20 protein-coding genes and 1 pseudogene are annotated in these 25633 nt (G+C 74.7%); 6 read left to right on the top strand and 15 right to left on the bottom strand.

From position 1 onward, the window contains the following. Window positions 1–45: 45 nt before the first annotated feature. Window positions 46–219 carry a thiazolylpeptide-type bacteriocin gene (locus ACFWUZ_RS23715; RefSeq protein WP_007268044.1) on the top strand — a complete coding sequence of 58 codons (174 nt, stop codon included), beginning with the start codon at window positions 46–48 and terminating at the stop codon, window positions 217–219. Between the two features lie 87 nt (window positions 220–306). Here ACFWUZ_RS23715 and ACFWUZ_RS23710 read toward each other — a convergent pair whose 3' ends face one another. The 10 genes from ACFWUZ_RS23710 to ACFWUZ_RS23665 all read right to left on the bottom strand — a co-directional run bounded on the left by ACFWUZ_RS23710 (window position 307) and on the right by ACFWUZ_RS23665 (window position 16614). Further along, complete coding sequence (locus ACFWUZ_RS23710; RefSeq protein WP_384376268.1) at window positions 307–2253, bottom strand: TOMM precursor leader peptide-binding protein; 1947 nt, start codon at window positions 2251–2253, stop codon at window positions 307–309. Beyond that, window positions 2250–3005, bottom strand: coding sequence for an ABC transporter permease (locus ACFWUZ_RS23705; protein WP_384376265.1), 756 nt, complete (start codon window positions 3003–3005; stop codon window positions 2250–2252). The genes ACFWUZ_RS23710 and ACFWUZ_RS23705 overlap by 4 nt, the downstream gene beginning before the upstream one ends. Then, a complete protein-coding gene (locus ACFWUZ_RS23700; RefSeq protein ID WP_384376262.1) occupies window positions 3002–3973 on the bottom strand; it encodes an ABC transporter ATP-binding protein in 972 nt (323 codons plus the stop codon). The genes ACFWUZ_RS23705 and ACFWUZ_RS23700 overlap by 4 nt, the downstream gene beginning before the upstream one ends. A gap of 86 nt (window positions 3974–4059) precedes the next feature. Further along, window positions 4060–5172, bottom strand: coding sequence for a peptidase M50 (locus ACFWUZ_RS23695; RefSeq protein WP_384376259.1), 1113 nt, complete (start codon window positions 5170–5172; stop codon window positions 4060–4062). Further along, complete coding sequence (locus ACFWUZ_RS23690) at window positions 5169–6233, bottom strand: lantibiotic dehydratase C-terminal domain-containing protein (RefSeq protein ID WP_384376256.1); 1065 nt, start codon at window positions 6231–6233, stop codon at window positions 5169–5171. Before ACFWUZ_RS23690 ends, ACFWUZ_RS23695 begins: the two co-directional genes overlap by 4 nt. Then, window positions 6221–9019, bottom strand: coding sequence for a lantibiotic dehydratase (locus ACFWUZ_RS23685; protein ID WP_384376253.1), 2799 nt, complete (start codon window positions 9017–9019; stop codon window positions 6221–6223). Before ACFWUZ_RS23685 ends, ACFWUZ_RS23690 begins: the two co-directional genes overlap by 13 nt. A gap of 31 nt (window positions 9020–9050) precedes the next feature. Next, the gene (locus ACFWUZ_RS23680) at window positions 9051–10694 is read right to left on the bottom strand and encodes a SagB family peptide dehydrogenase (RefSeq protein ID WP_384376250.1); all 1644 of its coding nucleotides are present in this window, start codon (window positions 10692–10694) and stop codon (window positions 9051–9053) included. Window positions 10695–10723: 29 nt separating this feature from the next. After that, entirely contained in the window at window positions 10724–12691 is a 1968-nt protein-coding gene (locus ACFWUZ_RS23675; protein ID WP_384376247.1) for a TOMM precursor leader peptide-binding protein, read from the bottom strand. Further along, window positions 12681–14930, bottom strand: coding sequence for a TOMM precursor leader peptide-binding protein (locus tag ACFWUZ_RS23670; protein WP_384376244.1), 2250 nt, complete (start codon window positions 14928–14930; stop codon window positions 12681–12683). Before ACFWUZ_RS23670 ends, ACFWUZ_RS23675 begins: the two co-directional genes overlap by 11 nt. 55 nt (window positions 14931–14985) lie before the next feature. After that, window positions 14986–16614: a BTAD domain-containing putative transcriptional regulator gene (locus tag ACFWUZ_RS23665; protein WP_384376241.1), complete on the bottom strand. Its 1629-nt coding sequence runs from the start codon at window positions 16612–16614 to the stop codon at window positions 14986–14988. 480 nt (window positions 16615–17094) lie between these two features. Between ACFWUZ_RS23665 and ACFWUZ_RS23660 the strand changes: the two are divergent. From ACFWUZ_RS23660 to ACFWUZ_RS23650, 3 genes and pseudogenes are all read left to right on the top strand, one after another. Then, window positions 17095–17856, top strand: a pseudogene (locus tag ACFWUZ_RS23660) (NADPH-dependent F420 reductase). Window positions 17857–18023: 167 nt separating this feature from the next. Continuing rightward, window positions 18024–18182 (top strand): hypothetical protein, encoded by a 159-nt coding sequence (locus tag ACFWUZ_RS23655; protein WP_384376238.1) that lies wholly within the window; start codon window positions 18024–18026, stop codon window positions 18180–18182. Window positions 18183–18365: 183 nt separating this feature from the next. Next, the gene (locus ACFWUZ_RS23650) at window positions 18366–18548 is read left to right on the top strand and encodes a hypothetical protein (protein WP_384376235.1); all 183 of its coding nucleotides are present in this window, start codon (window positions 18366–18368) and stop codon (window positions 18546–18548) included. Here ACFWUZ_RS23650 and ACFWUZ_RS23645 read toward each other — a convergent pair. The 3 genes from ACFWUZ_RS23645 to ACFWUZ_RS23635 all read right to left on the bottom strand — a co-directional run bounded on the left by ACFWUZ_RS23645 (window position 18538) and on the right by ACFWUZ_RS23635 (window position 21037). Next, a complete protein-coding gene (locus ACFWUZ_RS23645; protein ID WP_384376232.1) occupies window positions 18538–18744 on the bottom strand; it encodes a cold-shock protein in 207 nt (68 codons plus the stop codon). The two genes, ACFWUZ_RS23650 and ACFWUZ_RS23645, sit on opposite strands and share 11 nt — an antisense overlap. A 110-nt stretch (window positions 18745–18854) precedes the next feature. Further along, window positions 18855–19364 carry a DinB family protein gene (locus ACFWUZ_RS23640; RefSeq protein WP_384376229.1) on the bottom strand — a complete coding sequence of 170 codons (510 nt, stop codon included), beginning with the start codon at window positions 19362–19364 and terminating at the stop codon, window positions 18855–18857. An 80-nt stretch (window positions 19365–19444) separates the two neighbouring features. Next, window positions 19445–21037, bottom strand: a complete 1593-nt coding sequence (locus ACFWUZ_RS23635) for an MFS transporter (protein ID WP_384376226.1) — start codon at window positions 21035–21037, stop codon at window positions 19445–19447. Between the two features lie 153 nt (window positions 21038–21190). On the opposite strand from ACFWUZ_RS23635, the gene ACFWUZ_RS23630 reads away from it, so the two are divergent. Next, complete coding sequence (locus ACFWUZ_RS23630) at window positions 21191–21631, top strand: MarR family winged helix-turn-helix transcriptional regulator (protein WP_384376223.1); 441 nt, start codon at window positions 21191–21193, stop codon at window positions 21629–21631. Between the two features lie 5 nt (window positions 21632–21636). Further along, the gene (locus ACFWUZ_RS23625; protein WP_384376220.1) at window positions 21637–22251 is read left to right on the top strand and encodes a HutD family protein; all 615 of its coding nucleotides are present in this window, start codon (window positions 21637–21639) and stop codon (window positions 22249–22251) included. An 18-nt stretch (window positions 22252–22269) separates the two neighbouring features. Here the strand turns inward: ACFWUZ_RS23625 and ACFWUZ_RS23620 are convergent, their stop codons facing one another. Together ACFWUZ_RS23620 and ACFWUZ_RS23615 are read right to left on the bottom strand one after the other, a co-directional pair. Continuing rightward, entirely contained in the window at window positions 22270–24126 is a 1857-nt protein-coding gene (locus ACFWUZ_RS23620) for a galactose oxidase-like domain-containing protein (protein WP_384376217.1), read from the bottom strand. Window positions 24127–24202: 76 nt separating this feature from the next. After that, entirely contained in the window at window positions 24203–25249 is a 1047-nt protein-coding gene (locus ACFWUZ_RS23615) for a LacI family DNA-binding transcriptional regulator (RefSeq protein WP_384376214.1), read from the bottom strand. Between the last annotated feature and the right edge of the window lie 384 nt (window positions 25250–25633).

The raw sequence follows: 25633 nt of genomic DNA, 5'->3' as shown, positions 1-25633 counted from the left end.
CCACACCGCACCACCCACCGACCGCACCACGTTGAAGGAGTCACCATGGAGAAGTCTCCCCTCGCCTCGCTCGCCGACGAGATCCTCGAGCTCGAGTCCGAGACCTTCGAGATCTCCGACTACTCGGACGCCAGCGAGGTCGTGCTCGCCGGCTCCACGAGCTGCAGCTCGACCTCGACCTGTTCCTCGACCACCAGCACGACCTCCTGCAGCGCCTGACGTCCACGGCGTACGCACACCGGTGCCCCGGCCCCCGCGCGAGCGGGGGCCGGGGCACCGGTGGTACCTGCCCGGCCGGCTCGGGCCTCAGGGGAAGGGATGGGGGACCATCCGGATCCCCGTCCCGTCCAGGTCCGTCGGGCGCAGCCCCGCGCGGCGGGGAGCGGTGCGCAGCCGCGGCATGAACGGAGCCCGCTGCCGCGACCAGCCGAAGTCGATCGGCAGCAGGCCCGGAACGACCGCGCACACCGTGCGCAGCCCGATCCGCCGCTGCTCGGGAGTCGTCTGGTCGACGACGATCACGTCGTGCCCGGACTGCACCAACTCCTCGACGCAGTACGTGAGGTCGTCGCGCAGGTCCGCCGTGCGCGGCCTGCCCTCCGCGTTCCACGACCGGTAGACCTCGGCCATCGGCTGCACGGACGCCGGTTCCAGGTAGGGCCTCACGTACGGGGCCATCACCGGGAGCCCGTACAGCTGGGCGTGGTCCTTCAGATGGCGCACCCGCCCGAAGTCGGCGGCCATCGCTTCCAGTTCGGTCCGCCGCTCCGCCACCTGACGGGGCAGGTGCGGGATGTAGGTCAGGACCTCCGACAGGGCCGCTTCGGCGGCCTTCGCCGGATCCAGTGCCGCGCCCGCGCCGAAGGAGAACAGCCCCGGCCCGCCGTCACGGCGCACCGCGAGCGCCGTCACCACGGGCACGGAGAGGTCGATCCGGTTGTCGAAGACGTGCACGTCGTACCCCTGGAGGGCGGCCCGGTCGGCCATCATCCGCACCGCCGGACCCGGCACGGAGGCCAAGTCGATCTCCGTCAGGGGCAGTCCGGCGTACCAGGCGACCAGGAAGGCGTCCCGCTCGATCAGTTCCAGCAACGCCCCGAGCAGCGCCTCCTCCGTGCAACTGCCGATCGCGCACCCGTTGGAGCACTCGAAGACGAAGTTGTCGCAGGCCAGTCCGGCGCTGTAGTGCACCAGCCGTGCCGGTACCAGTACCGGCCGGTCGTCGCGCAGCGAATGCCCGTACACCCAGGGGATCGGCCGGTCCGGGTCGAAGGGCGACACCATCGGGTCGTCACGGTAGGTCTCCGGCGGGTAGAGACCGCACAGGGCCGGGTCCAGCGCCCGCTCGCCCAGCTCCGCGTACGAGGCCGTGAGCAGGGAGCCGCCGGTGCGCCGGTGGGTGCCCGCGTACCGCTCCAGGCCCTCCAGGTAGGCCAGGTCGCGGCTGCCGGAGAAGCTGTTGGCCTGGCCGCTCCAGGTCACGTCGGTCAGACCCGCGTAGCCGCGCATGAACACGCTGCCCGCGACCGGCGCCGTCGTCGGCGAGGTGACGTCGATCCAGGTGCCCCCGCCGAGCACGCCGCTCTCGGGGTTCGCCAGCGCCGCGTGCGGCATGGGGTACGAGGACGCCGCGCGCAGCCGCTGCGCGCCCGGGTCCGGCACCGGCCGGGAGGCCGGGACGAAGGGCACCGGGGCGTCCGTCCCGCCCGGCCCGCAGTCGGGGCACAGCGGATCCGCCGCCAGCGGGTAGGTCCGCACCTGGAGGGTCTTCAGGTCCAGCCGCGAGACCTGCGGCAGGGCCCGGTCCGCGGCCGTGGGGCCGGGGGCGGCCGCGGATCCCTGGAAGACCGCCCCGTGCAGCGCCCGCACCGCGTCCAGCAGGTACGGGGTGAGCCGCGGCCAGTCCGCCGCGACCGGGGTGGGGGCCGCGCTGCCGGTCTCCAGGGCGTCCCGTTCGCTCCGGCTGCGCAGCCGCTGGCGGCGCATCGCCAGGCACTGGCCGCAGGCGGGCGCGGTGCCGTCCCCGCCCCAGGGCCCGACCAGGACGGCGCGGGCGGCGAGGTGGACGGTGGCGGCCGCCCGGACCGGGGCGAACGGGTCGGCGGCGCGCGGCCCCAGCGCGTCGTGGACACCGAGGGTGACCACCTGCGCGCCGAGGTCCGCCAGGGCGCCGGCCAGTTCGCGCCGCGCCGTCTCCATCGCGGTGCCGTCCGGGGCCTGGACGGGACGCGTACGCACGGAAGTCGGGGTCATGTCCGGTTGCTCCATCGGAAGGTCTTCAGCCCGATCCCGCCGAACAGCAGGGCGAAGCCGAGGAGCACCACGCACCCGGTGCCGATCGCGGACAGGGAGCCCGAGCCGGTCAGCGCGCCGGTCGCCGCGTCGTTGAGGTAGCGCAGCGGCAGGACGCGGGACACCGACTGCAGCCAGGACGGCATCAAGTCCAGCGGCAGGAAGGAGCCGGACAGGAAAGCCATCGGCACCATCATGCAGTTGGCGATCGCCGCCACCGCCTCGGGGGTGTTCGCGTAGGTGCCGACGATCACGCCGATCGCCATGAAGGCGGTGATACCGAGGACCAGGGCGGGCAGCACGAGCGGCCAGCGCCCGTCCAGCTCCAGCCCGAAGCCCGGCAGCATCGCCACCGCCACGAACACCGCGGCCTGCGCGACGCCGACGACGAGCGCCAGCACGTACCGCGAGGCCAGTACGGTCGTCAGCGGTGTCGGCGTCAGCCGGATCAGCCGCAGCAGGTCGTCCCGGCGCCACTGCATCAGGGTGAACGCGATGCCGAACACGGCGGCGTTGGCCACGCCCCACGACATCACGCCGGGCGCGATGTACGAGATGTAGGGGCGGCCGCTCTCCTCCACCTCCTGCCCGCTGAAGATCAGGCCGAAGACGAGGAGGAAGAGCAGCGGGAAGGCGAAGGTGAAGAAGAGGGTGGCCTTGTCCCGGACCTGCGCCCGGTAGCCGGCCGCGATCAGGGCCGTGTACGCGCTCATGCCTGGGACTCCGTGGGGTGGGTGGCGGCGTGGCCGGCGGCCGTACCGGTGAGTTCGAGGTAGACGTCCTCCAGCGTGGCCGTACGGGTCATCACGCCGTCGAGCCCGGTGATCGCGTCGACGGCCTGGAGGACCTTGCCCGGGGAAGCGGTCTCCAGGACCAGCGAGCCGCCCTGGAGGGTGGCCCGGTCCACGCCCGGCAGGGCGGCCGCGTCGTCGAGCGCCATCCGGCCCGCGGGCAGCAGCAGCCGGGCCGGCGCCCCGGCGGCGGTGACGAGCCGGTGGGGGGAGTCGAGGGCGGCTATGGTGCCGTCGACGAGGATGGCCACCCGGTCGCACAGGGCCTCGGCCTCGTCCAGGTGGTGGGTGGTGTAGACGATGGTGCGGCCCTCGCTCTTGAGGGTGCGCAGGACCTCCCACAGGTCGCGGCGGGCCTGCGGGTCGAGGGCCGCGGTGGGCTCGTCCAGGAAGATCAGCTCGGGGCCGTGGACCAGGGCGGAGGCGATGGCCAGGCGCTGGCGCTGCCCGCCCGAGAGGTTCTCCACCAGCACGTCGCGCTGTCCGGTCAGCCCGACGGTCTCCAGCGTGCGGTCCGCCGCTCCCCGCTCGGCCCGGTAGAGCCCGGCGACGGTCAGGAGGTGCTCGCGGGCGGTCTGCCGGACGAAGAAGGCCGAGGCCTGCGTCTGTACGCCGATCCGCGGCAGCAGCGCCGTGTTGCGCGGCCAGGGGCTCCGGCCGAGCACCCGGACGGTTCCGGAGTCGGCCTGCCGCAGGCCCTCCATGATCTCGACGAGGGTGGTCTTGCCCGCTCCGTTGGGCCCGAGGAGCCCGAAGAACTCGCCGCGGCGGACGTCGAGGGAGACGCCGTCGACCGCGGTGCGGTCGCCGTAGCGCTTGCGTACCTCCGTGACGGTGACGGCGGCGTCGGGTCCGGTGTCGGGCGGCGGGGTGGTGCTGTCAGTGCTCATGGGGCGTGCGGTTCCCTCGTTCTCGGTGGTGGTGGGGGGCGGATGTCACGGAATCGGAGGTGGGCGGCGGGGTGGACGACGGGGATTCAGGAGGCCCTGGCCACGGCGTACCAGAGGGTGCCCGCCGCAGCCGCGGCGAGCAGCACGACCAGCAGGGCGGAGCCCGCCCCGTACGCCAGGTAGAGCCTGCGGGCCCGGGCCGGATAGGCGTCGGCCGCCGCCCGGTCGCGCAGCCGCAGCCGCAGGTACGCGGAGCTCGCGGGCGCGAGCCGGGTGACCCGCAGGCCGTGGCCGAGCATCGTGTACCCGTCGAGCGGCGGCAGCGGCAACAGGTTGACCAGGGCCTGCGCACTGCCGAGCAGCAGCAGCGCCCCCAGCACCCGGCCGGTCGGATCCGCCTCGGGCAGGGCGGCCCACCAGCCGAAGAAGGGCAGGAGGAAGAGGAGGTTGGCGAACGCCCCCGCCGCCGCGACGGCCAGTTGGTGCCGGCGGCGGTCCAGGTAACGGTAGTTGTCCACGGTGCAGTACATGATGGCCACGGGCAGCCGCCAGCGCAGCCCGATCTCCCCGACGTTTCCCCCCACATGACGGGCGGCGACCCCGTGCGCGAACTCGTGCAGCGCCGTGCTGAACCACAGCAGCGTGGCCACCGCCAGCAACGGCACCGGATGCGAGAGCAGCCACCACAGGTCGTGTGCGAGCCCGCCCGCCGCGGCGGCCAGCACCCCCTCCATCGCCAGGCACAGCAGGAGCAGCACGCCCAGCACCACCGGGTGCAGGGCGGGCCGCAGAAGGCGGTGCAGCCGGGCCGTCGCCGCGTCGGCGTCGGCGACCAGGCGCAGCGTGCCGCGCAGCAGGGTCCCGCTGCGCGGGGGCCCCTGCGGGTCCGGAACCTGGGGTCCGGGTCCGCCCGCCAGCAGCCGGCGGCTGCCGAGGAGCGCCAGCAGCTGCTGCCAGTTGCCCTCGCCGAGTCTTCGGCCGAAGGCCTCCCCGTACGCGGCGCCGATCTCCGCGAGGCTGCGGGAGCCGTCGAGGCGAGAGACGAGGAAGAACTCCTTCGGGCCTATCTCGAAGGAGGACCCGGAGACCGGATCCTTCACGAGGTGCACCACGGCCGGTCCGTTCAGCAGCGGCGGGGACAGCAGGATGCCCGGCCGCAGCGCGGGCCGGTGCCCCAGCAGCCCGGCGGGGCCGCTCACGGGCGCACCGCTCCGGCCGCGGCGCCCTCGCGCAGCACCCGCCCCAGCAGGTGCGCGAGATAGGCCTCGTCCCGGATCGTCACGTGGAGCCGGTTGTTGGTCATGTGCATGTACGGGGAGAGCAGCAGGGGCAGCGCCACGGCCGGATCGGTGACCCGCTCGTCCCGGGTGCCGTCCCAGGAACGGAAGACCAGCTCACCGGCGACCGCCAGGGCTTCGGCCCGCCCGCGCAGCTCACGGCAGTGCTCCGCCCACCCCGCCAGGAAGGCGGGCAGCCGCCCCGTCTCCCCGGAGGCGAGCGCCTCGCGCACGGCGGCGAACCGCCGGGCCAGCCCGGGGCCGGTCTGCTCGTAGGTCCGGTCGTACTCCGCCGAGCCGATGAAACCCGTCCCCGGGAAGGCCGTGTGCCAGAACTCGTAGTAGCGGTCCAGATAGCCGCCGAGTTCCTCCCGGTCGGGCAGGAACACCCCCGCCATCACCATCATCAACTGCGCCGAGGTGCCCAGCAGTACGGTGCGCAGGTGCAGGTTCATCCGGCTCAGGGCGTCCATGACCAGATCGCTGGAGCGGGCGAAATGCCATTCGGCGAGTTCGATTCCGGCGGGCCCGCCGTACTTTCCGAATTCGGGCTCATAGGGCTCGTACGCGTACGAGTTGTTGGGCCGCAGGTTCATCCGCCCGTCGGCACCCATGAAAGCGGCCCGGTCGCCTTCGGGGAACTCGATGTCGAAGAGGGTGTTGTAGAACTCGTTGAGGAATCCCGAATCCACCTCGTAGAGCGCCGGACGGGCCTTCAGGAAGGCCGAGACGGCTTCCTCGGTGCGCCGGCGCACCTCGGGGGCGGCCCGCTCGCTCGACGGCCGCAGCCGCAGCCGCACGTGCGGGCCCTCCAGCCAGTAGTTGATGAAGAAGTGCCCGGCCAGCAGCCCGTCCGCGTCCAGCGAGGCGATCAGCGGACGCACGCAGTTCACCAGCAGCGGCTGCGGATTCGCGGCGTAGAAGATGTGCACGGCCTGCCATGCGCCGCGCCGGTCCGTGCCGGGGTCGCTCAGTTCTGACATCGGAGTCCGCCTTCCGGGCGTCGCAGGGCAGGGGTGCGGGTGGTGAAGGTCTCGACGGCGAGTTCCGCGACGTGGGCGCCGCGCGCCGACACCGCGTGCAGCGCGTCCGGGGCCGGCAGCATCTCGCGGAACACGACCCGGTGGCCGGGCTCGCGCAGCAGCGACTCGAAGGAGGCCAGCGAGAGCAGGCTGTCGAAGTCCACGTACTGCGGTTTCGCTCCCAGGGCCGACGGGCCCGCGGACACGGTCGCGAACACCTGCCCGGGCAGTCCGTGCGCCCGGCGCCAGCGCTGCCACTCCAGGAAGTGCCCGGCCTCCCGGGCACCCGCCGCGGGCAGCTCCGCCACCGTCGTGGTCCAGCTCCGGCGGCTGAGGACGACGTCCCCGTGCACCACGCGCGGCCGGGAGGTCACCCCGGCGTGCGGAGCACCCTCCGGCACGCCCGCCCACACGTCCAGCGGGGACATCGACGACGGGGAGAGCAGCAGCAGCGTGCGCGGGATCGCGGGCAGCGCCAGCGGCACCAGGTAGCCCAGGTAGACCGGGACGACCTCCAGCCCCAGGCGGCGCGAGCGCAGTACGACCCGCCCGGACTCCGGGACGTGCTCGGCGTACAGGTCGTCCAGCCGCAGCCGGCGGTCCTCCGGCAGGGTGCCGCTCTCGCCCGGGCAGACGATCTCGTAGTCGGTCAGCGGTCCGTGCAGATTGAGGTTGGTGGTGACCGGTCCGCCGGTGACCTCGGCGAACACCGCCCCTTCCGGCGTGACCCGGGCGGCGGCCGCCCGCAGCTCCTCCGCCAGGCCGTCCCGCCCGCCCGGCCCGTCCTGCGCCTCGTAGACGTGCGTGAAGCGGCTGAAGGGGAAGGACAGGCCGCCGTAGGAGCGGTTCAGCACGGTCAGCTGCCCGCCGCCGTCGGGGTCGCGGGCCTGCTGGATGTGGTGGCAGCGCGGCGCGAAGGCCGGTACGACCGGATCCAGTTCGCCGGCCACCGCCTCGATGTCGTCCCCGGTGAGGCGCAGTTCCGTACCGCCGCCCCGCTGTTCGTACGCCGACCAGTGGGCCCGCATCCGGCCGGTGAAGGCCCGCCGCGCCGCGTCCAGGGCGCGGATGCCCGGCAGACCGAGCCAGTTCTCCTCGGGGACGTACTCCCCGCGCGCGTCGAAGGGCGTACGCCGGGCGGTGAAGGACAGGTACTGGTCGAAGAAGTCCTCGTGGAAGTCGTGCACCAGCCCGAGCAGGTCCTCGCAGCGGCCGCCCGGGCCGTAGCGGGCGGTGAAGAACCCCTCGAAGGTGATCCGCTGGGCGAGGGTGAGGTCGAAGGCGGGCAGGATCCGCTCGACCTCGCGCAGGGCTCCGCCGCCGGCGGCCATCCAGGCCGGCGCCGCGGCGCCGACGTCACGGCCCGCGCTCACGTCCTCGTACAGCAGGGTCTGCGGCAGTGCCGCCTCCCGCTCGCCCAGCTCCTCCTGCGCCCGCCGCAGCCCCGAGCGCAGGGCGCGCAGCAGCTCCGCCCGCTCGCTCTGCCCGGCCGCCGGATAGCGCTCCAGGGCCTCGGCGGGCCCGTCGAGGAGCGCGGCGAGGGTACGGGCCCAGGGCCGGTCCAGCGCGGCCAGGGCCCGCTGGAAGGCGCGCAGCGGATCACCGTCGTGGACCTCGGTGTCCAGGCACGGCACCCGGACCATGCCCAGCTGGAGCAGGGCGCCGACGTAGGCCTCGCACTCGGCGGGCGGTGCCCCGTGCTCCGCCGCCAGCCAGTCGGCCAGCTCCTGGTGGCGCAGCTCGGGCCGTTCGCCGAAGAGCGCGAGGAGACGGTCGAGGGTGCCGCTGCGCCGCAGGAAGAACAGCCGGTCCTTGACCGCGTCGAAGGTGACGGCGGCCGAGTCGTCGCCCGCGGTGACCGAGCGCCGGACGTAGCGGATCCGGTCCTCGTCGCGGCCCCAGCCCGGGGCGGCCCGCAGCGGCAGGTCGCGCCGGCGGACCGGGTCGGCGAGGATCAGCTCGGCCAGCCGGGCCAGCACGACCACGTTGAGCCGCACGTGGCTGCTCCAGCTGTCCGCGACGCGGATCACGTCCGGGCCTGCCCCGCCGCCCCGAGCGCCCCCCGCGTCCTCCCCGCCCGCGCAAGCGGCGGTGAACCGGCCCGTGGCCACCCCGGTGAAGGTGGAGAACGGGCTGGTCTTGCAGGCCGTGCGGTAGACGTACGAGAGCACCGAGCGCTCCGCCTTGCGGGCCCGGCCCGTCGGAGCGCCGGTCTCCGCCGTGGCCTTGGCGTAGGCGTCGAGCTGCCCTTCCAGGACCGGCGAGGCCAGCAGCAGGCCGTGGCGCAGCCGCTCGTCCCCCAGCAGCCTGCGCAGGGCCGCGCGGCCGCGGCCGAGGTCGCCGGCGAGGAGCGGCCCGCCCTCGGCGAGCAGCCGCTCCAGCCTCCGGCGCCGGTGGAGCCAGCCGGCCAGCAGCTCGCCCGCCCCGGGGACGGCCCCGAGGGCCCGTACGGCCGCGTCAGGGGAGGCGGGCAGCCGGTTGTTGTGGATCTGGCGGCGCAGACGCAGCAGTTCACGGCGGCGGGCCGCGTCCGGGCCGTCCGGGGCCGGGTCGGTCGCTCCGACGGCCTCGTGCAGCAGCTCGCTCAGCCGCTCCCCGTCGGCGCGCAGCGCCTCCTCGTCCGCGAGCACGTCCTCGGCCCAGCGGCAGGTCTCCGGGCAGCGCAGGGCGTCGACCGCCGACAGGGGCAGTCCGGCCACGCGCAGCATGAAGCGCTCGCCCGCGTGCCATTCGGTGGTGGTGTTCATCCGGATCGTCCTGGTTCTCTCGTCGGCCCGGTCAGGCGATCTCGTGGCGGAAGTCGGCGGGTTCCGGCCGCTCGTGCCCGAGCAGCATGATCAGCAGCGGCGCCTCGCCGGAGCCCGTGAGACCCAGCTCCTCGATGTACGCGATGTTGTCGAAGCCGAGCGCCACGCCGGCCCCGAGCCCGTGGGCGGCGGCGGTGGTGTAGAAGGTCTGCGCGACCGCGCCGACGGTCGCGTTCACGAGGCGGTAGCCGCGGTCGCCGACCGCGTCGAGCACCGCGGTCGTCCGTACGGTCGGCACCAGGACGGCGCCCGCCTGCTCCAGGTTGTAGTTGGAGAGGAAGTAGTTGCGCTGGAGGAAGGGGCCGGGCGGTCCGGACACCACCGGGCGCAGGGCGTGGGCCGCCGGATCGTAGGCGTACGCACCCGGGGCGACGCCCTCGACGTGGTTGACGAAGGCGTACAGGGCGGTCAGCCGGGGCCCGTCCGGACGCTCCGCCTCGCTGCCGACCGAGGCCGCGGCGCTGTCGGCCAGGGTGGCGGCCAGGTGCTCCGCCGTCACCGTACGGCTCGCGTCGAAACGGCCGAAGCTGCTGCGCCGGGCACGCAGCGCCCGGTCCACCCGGAGCGGGGTGGCGGCGGGCGGGGGCAGCGGCAGCGGATCGCCGCCACGCGGGGGGAAGGCGGCGGCCGCGTCGAGGGCGCCCGGTGCCGGGCGGTCGGCGGCGCGGCCCAGGGTGGCCTCGTGGATGTGCTCCAGCGTCTCGAACTGCAGCACGGAGCGCGAGCGTTCGGAGTCCCGGCGGACCACGGCGGGGCGGCTCTCCGGTCCGTCTCCGCCGGGGCGGGACCCCGGTCCGTCCCCGCTGGGCACGGCCTCGTGTCCGCCTCCGGCAGGGACCGGCTCCGGGATGCCCCCGGCGCCCCCCGGCTCCCGGGGGGCGCCCGCCCACTCGAGCGGGACGACCGCGAACAGCCCCTCCTCCCGCGGCGCCACGCCCAGCAGCCGCGCCAGCCGTTCCTCGTCGAACCAGAGGGCCGGCGCGATCCGCAGCCCCCGTTCCCCTGCCCACAGCCGCCAGGTCTGGAGCAGCGCCCCGACGTCCATGCTCACGGCGTGGAAGGAGAAGCTGTTGTACTTGAAGGAGTTCTGCCAGTACTTGACGCCCAGGACGAGGTACTGGGTGCAGCCCGCCGCGTCCGCCTCCCGCGCACCCAGGGCCCGGCGCACCTCACCGGTGACGTCACCGGCCAGCAGCCTGCGCAGGCCGTGCTGGTGCGGTGCGTAGTGGTACAGGCCCGGAGCGAGGGGTCCGCCCGCTCCCGCGGCCCAGTAGACGCTGACCGGGTAGAGCCCGCCGCCGGAGGCGGTGCCCCGCGACCAGTTCGCCTGCGTGTAGTGCGGCAGGGCGGCCAGGTCGGTGTTGGCCTGCACGGCCAGGCGGCGGCCGGTCAGCCCGTAGGACTCCTGGAGCATCGCCGAGAGCAGCGGCAGGGTGAACTCCGGCCCGGTGGCGGAACCGGCGGCGTCGGCACCGGGCAGCGGCAGGGTCTCCGCACCGGGATAGAACTTCGCCTTCCGGGGACGGTCCGCCCAGTCGGGCACGAAGTCGACGGGCTCCATCGGTATCCGGCCACGGTGCAAGATGGCGTCGGCGTACTCATGGGCGTAGCCCACGGGGTCCTCCTACGGTCGGTCGCGGGCGGTCAGGGGAAGGGGTGGGGCGCCGGATTGAGGTCGGCGGGTTCCAGGTCGCGGGCGCGCAGGCCCGCCGCGCGCAGCGCCGTACGCAGCCGCGGCATGCCCAGCGCCCGCTGGCGCGACCACCCGAAGTCGATCGGGAGCAGGCCGGGCACCAGCACGCTGACGGTGTGCAGTCCCAGGGCGCGCTGCTCGGGCAGGGTCTGGTCGACCACCACCACGTCGAAGCCCTCCGCGGCGACGGCGGCCACGCACCGCTCCAGGTCGTCGAGCACGTCGTCCGAGGAGGCGGAGCCCCTCCCGTCGGGCCACCGCAGCGCGTCGACCGGCACCGGCGCCGGTCCCTGCGCCCCGGCCGTCCCCGCGGCTCCGGGCCGGGGCCGCAGCAGGAAGTCCGCGTGACGGCCCATCTCGGGGACCCCGTACACCAGCGGATGGTCGTGCAGGGCGGTGACCAGGTCGAAGTCCTCGGCCATGGCCCGCAGCCGGGCCTCGTCCCGCTCGGTGCGGCCCGGGAGGTTGACGGCGTCCGTGGCGATCTCGCACAGGGCAGAGTCCAGGGCCGATTCCGGGTCCAGACCGGCGCCCGCGCCGAAGCACATGCGGCCCGGGCCGCCGTCGAACCGCTCGGCCACCGCGGTGACCACGGGGATCGGGAAGGTGATCCGCGTGTCGAAGAAGCGCGCGCGGTAGCCGTACAGGGCCAGCCGGTCGACCATCGCCCGGGTGGCGGGCCGGGAGCTGGTGGCCGGGTCGATCTCGGGCAGCGGCTGCTGCCCGTACCAGGTCAGCAGGAAGGCGTCCCGTTCGACGACCTCCATCAGCCCGAAGTACGCCGCCTCGGCCAGACTCCCGCCCGAAGCGCAGCCGTTGGAGCTCTCCTGGACGAACCGGTTCTCCAGGCCCGGCGCGTGGTAGTAGGTGAGGATCTCGGGCACCAGGCGGGGCGCCCGGTCGCGCAGCGACCAGCCCCACACCCACGGGATCTCCCGGTCGGGACCGAAGGGCCGCACCCGCGGGTTGTCCCGGTGGAAGGCCTCGCTGTAGAGGCCGACCACGCGGGGGTCCACCGCGTCGGCGCCGAGCCGGTTCAGCGACCCGGTGACGGCGGTGGTCCGGGTCCGGGCCCGCATGCCGGCGTACCGCTCCAGTCCCTCCAGGACTCCCACGCGCGCACTGTGGTCGAAGGAGTTGGTGTGGCCGCCCCAGAACGTCTCGCGCAGGTACTCGCCCGCGCGCATCGAGAAGCAGCCGATGGTCGCGGACGTGGAGGTGGAGGAGACGTCCTGGACCACGGACGGGCCCAGGGCGCCGGCCAGCGGGTTGGCGTACGCGGCCAGCTCGATGCCGTACGAGCCGATGGGCCGGGTACGGAAGACACCCGGCCGGTACTTGGGCGAGGGCAGCAGTGCGAGCACCTCCGGGGCGTCGGCGCAGGGGCTCGCGCACCGCGGGCACTCCGGGTCGGGGACCAGCGGGTAGCGCCGGACCGTCCCGCCGCGCAGGTCGAGCAGCCTTACCTCGGGGTACGGCCCGGCCACCGGGGGACGGTCGAAGACCGCGGTGACCAGCGCGGCCAGGGCGTCGGCGGCGAAGGCGTGGGCGTACGGCCACTCGCCCGCGGCCCGGGTGGACCCGCCGAGTTCCAGCGCGTCGCGCAGCGCGACCGACCGTACGGCCTGCCAGCGCCGCTCCAGGCACCGCGCGCACCCCGGCTCCCCGGCGGGGACCACCGGGCCGACCACCGCCTGGTGGCCGTACAGGTGCACGGGCACGTCCGTGTCCGCCGCCCCCCTGGGCCCGCCGGGCGCGTCGAAGGCGTCGTCGAAGGCGTCGCCCAGGCCGAGGACGGACAGGGCGACACCCGGACCGTCCAGGGCGGCCAGCGAATCCTCCAGCAGGGCGGCGAACCGCGTGGCGGCCCCGGGCCCGAGCCCCTCGGCGCCGGTCACCGTGACCCGGCTACGCGTCATCGCCCGCCTCCGCGACGGCCGCCGTGAGGAGCACCCGGACGGTGTGCAGGCCCGCGGAGGCCAGGTCGGGGGAGCCCGTCGGGACCACGTAGGCCTCGCGGCCCGCCGCGGCCAGGCGGGCCAGGACCTCGGCCCAGCCGGTCGCGGTCCCGTCTCCGGGCGGAACGGCGGCCCCGGACACGGCCAGTGCGCGGGCATCCAGGTCCCGCAGCAGCGGGTCGCCGGTGTCGGCCGGCACCCCGCCCGCCCCGTCCCGCTCGTACTGCACGGCGCCGAGCAGCTCCCGCAGGGCGGCGACCGCCGCCGTCCGCCGGTCCAGGTCGCTGCCCACCGCCCAGCGCTCCCCGGACCGGGCGAGCAGCACCTGGACGCCGCTGCGCGCGGCCTCGCCGAGGTCCAGCAGCTCGACCGGCATGCCCAGCCGGTCCGCCGAACGGACGAGGAAGAGCAGCTCGGGATCGGTCCCCGCGTCTTCGGTGTCCTCGGGGTCCGGCAGCGCCACCGGGGCCGCCGCCGCGCCCCGCAGGGTCCTCGCGAGCGCCTCGTGCGCGAGTGCCGAGAGCAGGCCCGCGGCGGCGGCGTCCGCCGGGGACGGGCCCGCCCCCGCGCCGGCCCGGGTGCGCTCGAAGAGCCCCTCGGCGTTGTGAGGGCCGAAGGGCCGGACGGCGCCCGCCGGGACCAGTACGGGTTCCTTCGTCAGGAGCGAGACGGCCTGCTGGTGGACGGCGGCCTCGCCCGGCAGCCCGGAGGCCGTGGTCAGCGCCGCCGCCCCGACGCGCTCGCCCGCCCCGGCCCCGAGGGGGCGGGCCGGGACCACGTGCTCGGCGTACACGAGCGCCGCCGCGTCCAGGGCGCGCATCCGGGCCCCGGCGACGTGGTGGACGTCGAAGGCGACGACGGAACGGGCGCCCCCGTGCCCGATGCCCAGCTCCACCACACCGAGCTTGAGGGGGATCTGCGTGAGCGGTTCGTCCGCGAACCGGGTGAACACCCCGGCGTGGGGGCGGACCAGCGCGGACCGGCGGTTCAACTCCTCGACCAGCGCGTCCGCTGCGCGGGCGGTCTCCAGCGTCGGGAGCCCGGGCAGGCCCGAGGTGCCCGCCGCCGCGAGGTCCACCGGTGCGGGCTCGGTCCCCCCGTCCGCGCAGAACGGGCAGCGGGGGTGCGGGAGCAGAGGCTCGGCGGTGACGTCGAGGGATTCCATGTCCTGCACGATCAGCCGCCCGGCCGTCTCCGCGGGCAGCGCGCCCGAGGCCGCGCGGAAGACCTCGTAGCCGAGCAGGTTGCCGATCATCGCGGCCAGCGGCCGGCCCGGCACCGGACCGGAGTGCTCGGGGCCGGCCCCGAGCGCCAGTGCACTCCACAGGTCGGCGGCGGCGCCCGCACCGCCCTGCGAGCCCGTCCCGGCTGCCCCGCGTTCCGTGCCGAGCCGCAGCGCCGCGCAGGCCCAGCAGCCCGTCCCGTCGTGCGTCATCAGCGGGCCGATGACGGCGTCGCAGCCGTAGGACCAGGCCGGGAGCAGGGTGCGGCCTTCCGGGATCCCGGCGCGCAGCAGGGGCAGCAGCACCGCCGGGGCTCCGTGTCCGCCGGTCACCACGACCGTGTCGTAGCCGTCGAGTCCGGACCAGCCCAGCCCCTCGGCGGGGCCCGCCAGCGTGCGCACCTCCACCGGGGCCCCGTCGGCCACGGCCTCCGCGACATCGCGGTCGAGGCCGGTGCGGTCCAGCCCCGGCAGGACCCCGACGACCGCGCAGCCGTTGCGCACCAGGCTCGCGGCGCACCAGCGGGCCACTGCGTCGTCGCCGAGCACGGCGACGGGGGAGGACCGGAAGCGCCGGAAGCGGGCCTCGGCCTCGTCGGCATAGTGGTCGACGTAGGCGATCTGCGGGGCGAACCGGCGGGCCGCGCCGGGCGGGAGCGCGGCGTCCGGACCGGTGTCCTGACCGGTCCCGGCCGGGGTGACGGAGCGTGCGAAGTCCCGTTCGTACAGCGTCCTGACGAGTTCCCCGACCATGGCCCGCTGCGTGTCGCCCAGTCCCTGGCAGAGCTCCTCGACCGTGTGCGCGCCGGTGAGGTGCGGGACGATCAGGGTGGCGAACCGGTACGCCGTCCTGGCAGTGAGGCGGAAGCCGCCGTCGGAGTTGTGGAAGAGCACGCCGTCGGGCGTCTCCGTGAAGAGCACGTCCCGGCGGATCCGGGGCCGGGTCGTCGCGACGGACGTGTAACTGGCTTGGGACATGGGACACCCCTGGGTGCGGTCTGGGCGGGATGGAGCGGGAGGTGAGGTGCGGGTCCTAGCGCGGGGCGGCCACCACGGTCTCAAGGCGTCCGCCGGCGAACCAACGCGCGTAGATGCGAAGGAATTCGTGCATGCGGTAAGGGGTCGCGGGCGGCCCGTCCTCCAGCAACCCGGCGTCCACGAGCTGTTCGAGCACGCTGTCGCTGCCGGCCTCGGTGAAGGGCGCCTCCGGGTCGAGCGCGCCCAGCCGGAGGAAGGCCGCCCGCGGTTCCGGATCCAGCGCGGCCAGCGCCTGCCCGAAGACCTCCGGTACCGACAGCCGCGGATCCTCGGCGAGGGCCAGCCGGGCGGGCGGGTCCTCCGCCAGCCAGGCCGCGCAGTCGGCGACCGACAGCCCCGGCCGGGTGAGCAGCCGGCCCGCCGCGATGCGCAGCGCGAGCGGGAAGTGGCCGCAGACGCGGGCGAGCCGGGCCGCGGCCGGCGTCCCGGCCCCGATCCGCTCGTCCCCGACCAGCCCGGCGAGCAGCCCCTGCGCCTCGGCGGGGCCCAGGACGTCCAGCCGGTGCACCGTACCGCCGTGCGTGGCGACGACGGCGGCGAGCCCGCGCCTGCTGGTCACGAGCACGGACGCGTCCCCCGTGGCGGGCAGCAGGCCGCGCACCTGCCCCGCGCCTGATGCGTCGTCGAGGATCACCAGCCGTCGCCCGCCGCCGGGCCCGGGGAGCTGCCCGCGGGCCTCCTCGGCGCTCACGCCCGTGCCGTCGGGACGGGTCAGGGCGAGGGTGAACACGCCGCCGGGGAAGGCCTCCTGGACCTCGTACGCACACTGGTGGGCCAGCGCGGACTTGCCGATGCCGGGGGCGCCGGAGACGACGGTCAGCCGGGGGCCGCCGGTGGCGGTGAGCCGCGCGGCCAGCATCCTGCGGTCGGCCTCGCGTCCCGCGAACCCCGGTACGGGCAGCAGCCTCGCGCCGTGGCGCGGCGGCTGCCCGGAGGGCAGCGCGGGCAGCGCGGGCGCGGCGGGCAGCGCCGGTGCGGCGGGTGCCCCCAGGTCCTCGGCCCGCAGGATCGCCAGCTCCAGGCGGCGCAGTCCGGCACCCGGGTCGACGCCGAGCTCGTCGCGCAGCCGTTCCCGGACGGTCCGGCACTCGGCGAGGGCCTCCGCCTGCCGTCCGGTGCGGTACAGGGCCTCGACGAGTTGTTCGGTGAAACGTTCCCGCACCGGGTGCCGGCGCGCGGTCTCGTACAGGTCGACCAGGACCTGGTGGCAGTTCCCCGCGGCGAGTTCGAGATCGCAGACCCGCTCCAGGACGCGCAGGCGCTCCTGTTCCAGGACCGGCACCGCGTCGCGCTGGAGCATCCGCGAGGCCACGTTGGCCAGGGGTGTGCCGTGCCACAGCGACAGTGCCCCGCGCAGCCGGTACAGCTCCTCCGCCCGGTCGGAGGCGGGGGTTGCGGTGTCCTGCGCCTGGGTGACCAGGGAGCGGAACAGCACGAGGTCGAGGGTTCCGGTGTCGTTGGGCATGCGGTATCCGCCCGGCACGGCCTCGATGGTGGTCGCGGATATGCCGTACTTGGCGAAGAGCCGGCGCAGGCGGAGCACGCAGGTCTGGAGTGCGGCGCGTGCGGTGGCGGGGGGCTCCTCGTCCCACACCGCGCGCAGCAGGTAGTCGGTGGACACCACGCCGTTGGGATGGAGGAGGAGCGCGGCGAGAAGGCTGGTCGGTTTGGATGGTTTCAGAACTACGGTTTCGGGGCCGTGCGCAATGCTCAAGGGCCCCAAAAGCTGGAACCGCATGACTGGTCCCCCGTGTCGGGTCACGTATTTCCGCGATGGAGCATGGCGGGGGCGCTGGTCGGTCGAGGTGTTATCCAGGCGTACTTCAGAAAAACTCCTGAAATAGTCCGGACCAAACCTGTGGCCGTACTCCGCCCCGCGTTGGGCGATGTGGGGGAACCATACATAACGGATCTTGTGAAAGTCGAGTCGCGGGCTGTCTTGATTTAGTCACCCCGTCAATAATGTTCACAGGTAAACGAATTGCGGGCGCGGCGCCATCCAAGCATGGAGTGGTGATCCATTTAAGGTCTATATTCCGCCACTGCATGGCCGGATCCCCTTGGCTGCGGCGGGAGTTCGCCAGGCCGGGCCCGCACGGCCCGGATCGCCCCTTCGGGGGAGGGGAAGCTCCTGACGGAATGCACGGTCCGCGGGCGGAGTTCGCACCGGCGCGATACCCGATCCCGTCCGCACCGGAGAGCTCACATGAAAAGCGGCATCATCGGCGCGGGCAACATCGGCGGCAATCCCACCCGCCGGCTCACGGCCCTCGGACACGAGGTATCCGTGACCAACTCGCGCGGGCCCCACACCCTCTCCGCCCTCGTGGAGGAGACCGGCGCGACCGCGGTCACCGTCGGCGAGGCGGCGCGCGGCGCCGGGATCGTCGTGGTCCCCGTCCCGCTGAAGAAGGTGGCGGACCTGCGGCCGGGCCTCCTTGCCGAAGCGCTGAGGGTTCGCCGTCCTCGACACCTGCAACTGCCGCCCGCAGCAGCGCGACGGCAGGATCGCCGGCATCGAGGACGAACGTTTCACGGAGAGCCGCTGGACCGCGCGCCGGCTCGGCCCTCCGGTGGTCAAGGCCTTCGACGGCACGTACGCCCAGGGCCTGCTCGACCGGCACCGCCCGGCGGGCGCCCCCGACCGGGTGGCGCTGCCCGTGGCCGGTGACGGCGAGTCGGCGAAGAAGGCCGTGCGCGCCCTCATCGACGAACTCGGCTTCGACACCGTGGACCCGGGGGCCTCGACGACTCCTGGCGCCAGCAGCCCGGCTCCCCCGTGTACGGGCTCCGCGAGGGCGTCGAGGCCGTCACCCGGGCCCTCGCCGCCGCCTCCCCGGTCCGCCAGGAGAACTTCCGAGGCTGAGCCCCCCGCGCCGGCCCGCCCCGCCTCCCGACGCGCGCGCCGGCCCGCCGGCCCGGCGTGCCGACCCGCGGGGGAGCCGCGCACGGTCCGCCCGGGGCCGCCGCCTCGGGGGCGGGCGTCGCACCGCGGTGCCACCGTCGGCAGAGAGGCGGAAAGCAGGCGGCGCCATGACCGTACCCGCGAGGACCCGTCCGGGCCGGGGGCTCTTCGCCCGGCAGGACCGGGCCGTGGCCGCGGTGCTCGCCTTCAGCGCGATCGGCACCGCCCCGGCCCCTTCGTCGGCGGAGCCCTCGCCGAACACGCCGGCCGGCGCACGGTGTTCCTGATGGACGGGCCGCTCTGCCTCGCCGCCGCCGTGCTGATGCTCCGCTACGTCCCCGAGACCGGGACGAGCGCGGCCGACCGGGGCCTGGACGGGCCCGGAGTGCTCACGCCGGCGGCCGGGCTGTGCGCGGTGATGACCGGCGTCGACCAGGGCGCCAGCAGCGGCTGGGCCCTGACCTCGCTGGGTGCTCCTCGGCGGCGTCGCCGTGGCCGTCGCCACGAGCGTGCTCGAAGCGATCAGCGGCTCGGCGGACCGGGCCGCATCCGACGGCCCGGCCATCGAGGCGGTGCTGCGTGCGGAGGCCCTGCTCCCGGTCCTGGGAGCCGCCGCGCCGGCAGCGGTCCTGCGGCGCGGGGTCAGGGCCTGACGTGCCGTGCCGTCATGCGGCCGGGGCCCAGCTCGATGGTGAAGGTGACCTGCTGCTCCTCCGAGAGCACCCTCGGGTCACCCTCTATGTCCTCCGCCTCGACGAAGACGGGCGTCGTCTCACCGAGCGGAAGGATGAACCCGTACCCCCGGTCGCGGTTGTACGACTGGACGAACCCTTTGACGCGCGGTTCCATCGTGCACCTCCCGTGACACGACACTGGCCCACGGCCGCCCGTACCGCCTTCCGGGCGTACTCCGACCGGGTGAGGCCGGGACCGCGGGCCGCACCGGCCACGGGCCTCCTCTACCGCCGCTCCAGGAGGCCCCGTACGAAGGCGGCCTGGCCGGCGTGCTGGAGATCGTCGCCCAGGACGCTGACCAGGCGGACCCCCAGGGTCACCGGCGGGTCCCAGCGCTCGTCCACCACGCGGTCCAGGTCGGCGGCGGCGAGCCCCCGGACGAAGGCCAGGGTGTGCTCGTGCACGGCGTCGAAGTACTCCAGCAGCAGCTCACCGGAGGAGACCCGGACCGTCCCGGCCTCGCGGGCGGTGTGCGCGTAGCCGGTCGACCCGGCGGGCAGCGGCAGGGCGAACCGGTCCGCGAACCCCTGGGACCGCCAGACCTGCTCCCGTCCCGCCGCGTCCGCCACGTGATCGTCCTGGATGCGGGTGAGGTGCCAGACGAGCCAGGTGATCGAGTTCGCCTCCGGGTCCAGGCGTGCGTCGAGGTCTTCCGCCGAGAGCCCTTCGACGACCTCGTGCACGATCTCGTGGATGCGTCCGAACCCGTCGGCGATGACGTCCGTAGCCTTCATGACTCCACCATGCAAGGCGCGGCGCTCCGCCCGCCGCGAGCGACACGCGGGCGGGCGGAGCGCGACGCGCGGACGGCAGGTCAGCCGGCGGCCCCGACGCCGGCCCCGGTCCTCCCGGCCACGGCTGCCGTGCCGGCCGCCCCGGCTGGGCCGGGTCCCTCCGCCTCTCCGGCCTCCTCCGCCGTCCCGGGCCCTTCCGTCTTCCCCGTCGCCGCGTGCGGTGCCTGCGCCGCAGCCACCGTTCCGGTGCCACCGCGCAGGCCGAACCGGCTGATCAGCGCCACGAGGGCGAAGGCGGCGGCGCCGATCCCGAAGGTGAGGGTGAAGCCGGACTCGGCGGGCAGCGGGGGCACGCCCGCAGGCAGGTGGCCGATGGTCTGCGACGCCAGGATGGTGGTGACGACGGCGCTGCCGATCGCGCTGCCCGTGGAGCGCGAGATCGAGTTGATGCCGTTGGCGACGCCGCTCTGGTGGTGCGGGACGCTCGCCATGATCACGGCGGGCATGGCGGCGTAGCCGAAGCTGACCGCCGCGCCGACGACCAGGCCGGCGCCGATCACCGACGCACTGTGACCGTGGTCCAGGGCCAGCCATCCGAAGCCGACCGCGCCGAGGGCGGCGGCCAGGGTGAGGGCCGCCCGCGGTCCCCGGTGCCGGACGAGCTGCCCGCCCACCGGCGAGGCCAGCAGCGAGACGATCGCGCCAGGCAGCAGGAACTGGACCGAGGCGCGCAGGATGGAGGCGTCGAAGCCGTAGCCGGTGAGTGCGTGGGGCATCTGGACCAGGTACGAGACGCCGAGGAAGTTGGCGAACATGCCGAAGCCGACGAGGACGCCGGCCAGGTTCGCCATCAGCACCGGGCGGTGGACGAACATCCGCATGTCGACGAGGGGCTCGCGGACCCGCAGCTCGATCAGCACCCACGCGGCGGCCATGACGGCGGCCCCGGCGAAGCTGCCCAGCGTACGGCCGGAGGCCCAGCCCCACTCGTGGCCCTGGGAGATCGGCAGCAGGAGCAGCAGCAGGGCCGTGCCGAGGGCCAGCGCGCCCAGGAAGTCGGTCCGGCCGCCGGTCCTGTGCCGGGTCGCGGGGACCAGGAAGACGACGGCGAGGAGGGCGAGCACCGCGAAGCCGGTCGCCATCCAGAAGGCGTTGCGGTAGTCCGCGTCCGGCCCGGAGGTGAGCAGCCCGGTGGCGACGAGGGCGAGGCCGCTGCCGAAGGCGAGGGTGCCGCTGACCAGGGCCATGGCGCCGGGCAGCTTCTTCGGGCGGACCTCCTCGCGCAGGACGGAGAGGGCCAGTGGGAAGATCGCGGTGGCGGCCCCCTGGAGGACCCGGCCCACGATCAGCAGTGGCAGCGAGGACGCCAGCGCGGCGATGACGGAGCCCGCGACCATGACGCCGAGGACGGCCACCAGGGTCGGCTTCTTGCCGTGCTGGTCGCCGAAGCGGCCCAGGAGCGGAGTGAAGACGGCCGCCGACAGCAGGGTCGCGGTGGTCACCCAGCTCACCTCGGCCGTCGAGCTGCCCAGATCGGTACGGATCAGGCCCAGGATCGGGACGGGCAGGGTCTGCATCATCGACACGACCATGGCGGCGAGGCTCAGGGCGAAGACGATGACCGTCTCGTTCCTGTGCCCGGAGTCCGGGGCGGCGGGGGAGGGGGTGCTCATGGCTGGCGGGACCTTCTTCGTGCTTCGGAGCGTCAGTACTTCAGAACACAGATGTTTGACTTCATCAAGTAACCCGATCGACGGTAGACCTCGATAGTTAAGGTGGTCAAGTAAACAATTGATAATGTCAACCATTCTGGGTACGCTCCAGGCATGAGCGACACCGCCGCGCCCGCCCCCGCCAAGCTCCAGCTGCTGGAACTGCTCGCCGCCATCGGCGCCGCCCAGTGGCGCGACTTCGCGGCCGCCGCCTCCCACCACGGGCTCACCTCCACCCAGGCCCGGGTCCTCGCCCAGCTCGACGGGCCCCTGCCGATGCGCGGCCTGGCCGCCCTGCTGGTGTGCGACGCGTCCAACGTCACCGGGATCGTCGACCGGCTGGAGGCCCGCGAGCTGGTCCGCCGTGAGCCGGACCCCGCCGACCGCCGGGTCAAGAACGTCGTCGCGACGGACACCGGCCGCGAGGTCATCCGCCGGGTACGGGAGGAGATGCAGGCGACCCACGGCGCGCTGGACACCCTCGACGAGACCGAGAGCGCCACGCTCTACGCCCTGCTGGAGCGCCTGCGCCCCACGATGGAGAAGGACGCCTGAGGCGCATGGCCGAAGACGGCGCACTGTGCGTCCTGCGGGCGGCCGACCGCCGTACCGAAGCCTGGAAGAACGGCGGCGGGGTCACCCGGGAGATCGCGGCCTGCCCCGAGGGTGCGGGGACGGACGACTTCGCGTGGCGGGTCAGCCTGGCCGACGTGGCCGCGGGCGGCCCCTTCTCGGCCTTCCCCGGCGTCGACCGCACGCTGACCCTGGTCGAGGGCGCGGGCATGGACCTCACGGTGGGCGGCGTGCACCGCCGGGTGGCCGAGCGCTACGCGCCCCAGGACTTCGCCGGTGACGAGCCGACCGACTGCCTGCTCGTCGACGGCCCGGTCCGGAATGTCAACGTGATGTACCGCCGGGGCGTCGTACGGGCCCGGACCGCCGTCGTACGGGGCGGGCTCGACCTCACGGCCGCCCCGGGCGAGACCCTGCTGCTGGTCGCCCTGGCGGGCACGGCCGTCTTCGAGCCGTCGGAGCCGTCGGACGCGTGCGCGTCGTCGGAGTCGTCCGCGGGTGCGGCCGTCCGCCTGGACCCGTACGACGCCGTCCTGGCAACGGGCGCGCTCACCGGCCTCGTCCGCACCTCGGGACACGTGGCCGTGGTGCGGTTCGCCTGAGCGGCCCGGGCGGTCCGGTCAACGGGCGCCCAGCTTCACCCACTTCGCCGTGCTCGGGACCCCCTTCGCGTCGAGGAGGAACAGCATGTAGTAGCCGGGCGGGGCGTCGGCCGGGGACGGCGGTGTCCGCAGCCCGACGGTGCCGCCCTCGATTCCGGTGAGGCGGAGCTCCAGGTGGCGCTGGCTGGTGTTCACGGAGTGCGTGATCGTCGTCGGTGCCAGGAGCACGGCGCGCCGGACGTCCTTCGGGGTGGAGGTACGGACCTGGAAGGCCTTGTCGTAGCCGAGTTCGCCGGCGGGCACCCGGTCGAGCGCGGGCCGGGCGCCCCGGTGCAGGTAGGCGGGCTCGTACAGTTCGATGCTGCCGTCCATGGCGTCCCGGATGTCGGGGTCGTTGGCGATCTGCTGGAGCTCGTCCCCGGTGACCATCATCCGGCCGTCCGGCATGATCAGGGCGTTGGAGTGGTAGCCGCGGGGGAGCCGCTGGGCCGGTCCGAGCCTCCACCGCCCCCGCGTGTCCCGCAGTTCGATCTGCCGGTACTTGGGGTCGGCCTTCGGGTTGAACGGCCCGCTGCCGTAGTCCCGGGTGTCGAGGGCGCCGTTGACGGTGAGCAGGGTGCCGTCCGGCAGGATCAGCGTGTCGTCCTGGGTGCGTCCGAAGGCCCTCGGTTCCTCCGTGGTCCAGCGCCCGGCCGACAGGCGGTACGTGTGCGGGTCGCGCGGGTCGCCGCCGAGCACCAGGACCGAGTCGGGGCCGCGGAAACCGGCGGGCAGCGGCACGGCCGAGCCGTAGCCGCGGAAGTCGGCCGGGCGCCGGGGCAGGTCCGTCCGCACGTCCTTGACCGGGTCGAAGGTCCACTGCTGGTCGGCGTCGCGGCCGAGTCCGTAGATCAGGCCGTCCCGCATCGAGAACAGGTGCGGGTAGTCGTTGCGGAAGGGGGCCTGCGACCGCAGCCGCTGCGAGGGGACGTCCAGGGGGATGTCGTACGGACGCCAGGGCACGGGGTGCCCGAGGGCCGGGAAGCGCTCCACCACCGGGGTGGGCGTACCGGTGCCCCGCTCGGACTGGCCGGACATGATGATCTGCCGGCCGTCCGGCCCGGTCACGGCCGAGGGGTACCAACGGCCCACGGACATGTCGCGGTTGCGGAACCAGGTCTCCGTCCACGGGTCGAACACGAAGGACAGCTTCGCGCCGCTGCCGCCCTTCCCGCCGACGTTGCCGCCGAACACCGCGAGCATCCCGTTGGGGAGGTAGGCGTGCCCGGCGCAGAAGAACGGCGCCGGGCGCGGGAGATGGGTGCCGTCGGGCACCAGCACGACCGGCGGCGGGACCTTCTTGAAGGCCCGGGCCGAGGTCCCGCGGGCCGGGTCCCAGAGATAGGCGCGACCGGCGTTCGTCCGCCCGACCGTGTTCGTCGGACCGGTCTCCTTGGTGGGGTCGGCCTCGACGCGTTCGAAGGAGAACAGCAGCACCTTGCCCGTCGGCAGCTGGGCCGCGTGGACCCCGAAGTCGGGCGAGGGGAAGAACTCGGTGAACCTCCCGAACTCTGCACGCTCGAAACGGGAGTTGACCGCGGTCTGGGAGTCCCGGAGGGCGGTCAGGCTCGCGGTCCGCGTCTGCTGGGGATAGCCCTCGGTGTCCTTGACGGCCCGCCGGAGCCGGGCGTGTGCCCGCGCGTGCTCGGTGCCCAGCACGGCCGCCTCGTCGGCCCGCACCCCGGCCGCGGCCCCGGCCGTCCGCGGGGAGGCGGCGCCGTCGTGGGAGGGGCGGCCGGGTGCGGAGAGCGGGGCCGCTCCTGCGGAAGCGGTGGCGGCGAGGGCGGCGATGATCACACAGGCCGACAAGATGGCGGACCGTTGCACGCGGGACATGGAACTCCTCAGGTTCGGACCAGCCGATACTAGGAGAAATCGGGCGCGTTGCCGGTGTGGCTCGACCGGTCCGGCGTCAGGCCGACCCGCGGCGTACCAGGGAGGTCGCGGTGACCACCGAACCCGGGGCCCCGCCGTCTTCGGACCTGGCCGCGCCCAGGGTGCCCAACAGCAGACGGACCATCAGGCGGCCCATGCCCTCGATGTCCTGGCGCACCGTCGTCAGCGGCGGATCGGTGCTCTGCGCCACCTGCTCGGCGTCGTCGAAGCCGACCAGCGCCACGTCCCCGGGAACCGTGCGGCCGCGCTCCCGCAGTATCCGCAGCGCGCCCGTCGCCATCAGGTCGTTCGCGGCGAACACCGCGTCGACCGGGCCCGCCCGGTCCAGCAGTTCGGCCATCGCCCGGGCCCCGCCCGCCGCGGTGAAGTCCCCCTCGGCGACCAGCGCCGGATCGGCGTCCGGCAGCACGTCCCGGTACCCGCTCAGCCGGTCGGCCGCCGAGGTCTGGTCCAGCGGGCCGGCGATGTGCGCGATCCGCCGGCGGCCCCCGTCCAGCAGGTACCGTACGGCCTCCCGCGCGCCCCCGCGGTTGTCGGCGTCGACGTAGGCCACGGCGCCGTGGTCCCCGGGGCCGGCGGTCCAGCCCGGGCGGCCGCCGTAGACCGTGGGCATGCCGATGCGGCGGGTGATCGCCGGCAGCGGGTCGTCGGTGTGCAGCGAGAAGGCCAGCGCCCCGTCGACGTGGCCGCCCGCCAGATAGCGCTCGATGCGGTCGTAGTCGCCGCGGTCCTCCACCAGCAGCAGGACCAACTGGGTGTCGTGCAAGGTCAATTCCTTGCTGATGCCGCGCACCTGGCGGGAGAAGAAGGGATCGGAGAAGATCCGGATCTCCGGCTCTGCGATGATCACCGCGACGGCGCCGGTGCGCCGGGTGACCAGGGTGCGGGCCGCGTGGTTGGGGACGTAGCCGAGGTCCCGGACCGCGGTGCGCACCCGGTCCACCAGGTGCGCGCGGACGCCGTCACCACCGTTGACCACACGGGACGCGGTGGCGCGCGACACCCCGGCACGCGCCGCCACCGCCTCCAGGGTGGGGCGGTCCCCAGGGCGCTGTCCGGGCACGGGTGCTCCTCACGCGGGCCCGCGGGCGGGTGCCTCGCCGCACAGCAGGGTAACCGCTGCCGCGGCCCCGCACGGTGGTCCGGTCACAGCCGGACGCCCGCTGCCGGGCACCCCCGCGCGGGCGGTCCTCCGCCTGGCGCGCCTGGCCTCCGCCGGCCTGCACCGGCGCGGATCCCCGCAGACCGAGCCGGTCGGCGCCCCGCGCACCTCCACCGGCGGGGAAGGCTGAGGGTCTTGCCCCGGACGTGGGGGGGGGGGGGGGGGGGGGGGGGGGGGGGGGGGCGGGGCCGCCGCGGGGGGGGGGGGGGGGGCGGGGGCGCCGGGGGGGGCGGTGGGGGTGGCCGGGGCGCCTGAGGGGGCGGGGGTGTGGGGGGAGGTGGAGGT

The sequence above is a fragment of the Streptomyces sp. NPDC058646 genome (assembly GCF_042716875.1).
Classification (GTDB): domain Bacteria; phylum Actinomycetota; class Actinomycetes; order Streptomycetales; family Streptomycetaceae; genus Streptomyces.
This window is presented reverse-complemented; position numbering and strand designations above follow the sequence as displayed.

What these genes read in the sequence shown, in the direction of transcription:
- ACFWUZ_RS23640 (WP_384376229.1), bottom strand. Translation starts at nt 19,364, where the DNA reads ATGAAGGCTACGGACGTCATCGCCGACGGGTTCGGACGCATCCACGAG.
- ACFWUZ_RS23690 (WP_384376256.1), bottom strand. Translation starts at nt 6,233, where the DNA reads ATGTCAGAACTGAGCGACCCCGGCACGGACCGGCGCGGCGCATGGCAG.
- ACFWUZ_RS23675 (WP_384376247.1), bottom strand. Translation starts at nt 12,691, where the DNA reads ATGACGCGTAGCCGGGTCACGGTGACCGGCGCCGAGGGGCTCGGGCCC.
- ACFWUZ_RS23625 (WP_384376220.1), top strand. Translation starts at nt 21,637, where the DNA reads ATGGCCGAAGACGGCGCACTGTGCGTCCTGCGGGCGGCCGACCGCCGT.
- ACFWUZ_RS23655 (WP_384376238.1), top strand. Translation starts at nt 18,024, where the DNA reads ATGACCGTACCCGCGAGGACCCGTCCGGGCCGGGGGCTCTTCGCCCGG.
- ACFWUZ_RS23715 (WP_007268044.1), top strand. Translation starts at nt 46, where the DNA reads ATGGAGAAGTCTCCCCTCGCCTCGCTCGCCGACGAGATCCTCGAGCTC.
- ACFWUZ_RS23685 (WP_384376253.1), bottom strand. Translation starts at nt 9,019, where the DNA reads ATGAACACCACCACCGAATGGCACGCGGGCGAGCGCTTCATGCTGCGC.
- ACFWUZ_RS23705 (WP_384376265.1), bottom strand. Translation starts at nt 3,005, where the DNA reads ATGAGCGCGTACACGGCCCTGATCGCGGCCGGCTACCGGGCGCAGGTC.
- ACFWUZ_RS23700 (WP_384376262.1), bottom strand. Translation starts at nt 3,973, where the DNA reads ATGAGCACTGACAGCACCACCCCGCCGCCCGACACCGGACCCGACGCC.
- ACFWUZ_RS23710 (WP_384376268.1), bottom strand. Translation starts at nt 2,253, where the DNA reads ATGACCCCGACTTCCGTGCGTACGCGTCCCGTCCAGGCCCCGGACGGC.
- ACFWUZ_RS23670 (WP_384376244.1), bottom strand. Translation starts at nt 14,930, where the DNA reads ATGTCCCAAGCCAGTTACACGTCCGTCGCGACGACCCGGCCCCGGATC.
- ACFWUZ_RS23620 (WP_384376217.1), bottom strand. Translation starts at nt 24,126, where the DNA reads ATGTCCCGCGTGCAACGGTCCGCCATCTTGTCGGCCTGTGTGATCATC.
- ACFWUZ_RS23645 (WP_384376232.1), bottom strand. Translation starts at nt 18,744, where the DNA reads ATGGAACCGCGCGTCAAAGGGTTCGTCCAGTCGTACAACCGCGACCGG.
- ACFWUZ_RS23635 (WP_384376226.1), bottom strand. Translation starts at nt 21,037, where the DNA reads ATGAGCACCCCCTCCCCCGCCGCCCCGGACTCCGGGCACAGGAACGAG.
- ACFWUZ_RS23630 (WP_384376223.1), top strand. Translation starts at nt 21,191, where the DNA reads ATGAGCGACACCGCCGCGCCCGCCCCCGCCAAGCTCCAGCTGCTGGAA.